Raw genomic sequence first — 632 nt, forward strand, 5'->3', positions numbered from 1 at the left:
TTTTCTTCCACTTCCCAGCCGTCCCATCTTCTCGACCAATAATACATCTGTTCGCGGGTAATGCCGCCCATGTTTTCACGCGGATATTTTTCGCGTATCGGTTCTAAAGCGCGGTTTAGCGCAATGTAGTCCAAGGGTAGATCTTCGCGGATATCCCCTGTTTCGGGCAGGCTGCCGATTTTGAAAACTTTGATGCCGGCGATGTCGCGCAGAGTAATATTGGGATGATTTGCCAAAACAGGCTCTATCCTGCCTGCCGGTAGCTGTCCGTAAAGTTCCCTACCGACCAGCGTGTACCAACTGATACTGCGGATATTGTAGTCATAGAAATCTGCCAAATAATCGGTCGTGACCGGAATCAGTCCTAAATTCTCGCGGCAAACCCCGTATTCATACGGCGCACCGTCGTGATAATTATGCGGTGGAATCGCCGCCAGCCCGATATAACCGTGGAAAACATCCAGCTTCTCTGAAATTTTGCCGACAAATTCATCCAGCTTTGCCAAATCTTGAGGAGAAGACAAAATTTCTAGTGGCAGATTAAAAAGCAGAGTGCCTCTTGATATATCTGGATCGTTTGCAAAGTAGGCGGCAAAAGAAGTGATATTGAAATAATAGGATGCACTGGTATT

At 47.2% G+C, this 632-nt stretch carries 1 protein-coding gene; it reads right to left on the bottom strand.

What is annotated here, in order from left to right; translation table 11 throughout:
* The coding region (locus tag HMPREF2572_RS03200) for a type VI immunity family protein (RefSeq protein WP_246827757.1) at window positions 1-524 on the bottom strand (524 nt) is incomplete at its 3' end.
* Between the last annotated feature and the right edge of the window lie 108 nt (window positions 525-632).

Source organism: Neisseria sp. HMSC064E01, from assembly GCF_001808875.1.
Classification (GTDB): Bacteria; Pseudomonadota; Gammaproteobacteria; order Burkholderiales; family Neisseriaceae; genus Neisseria; species Neisseria sicca_A.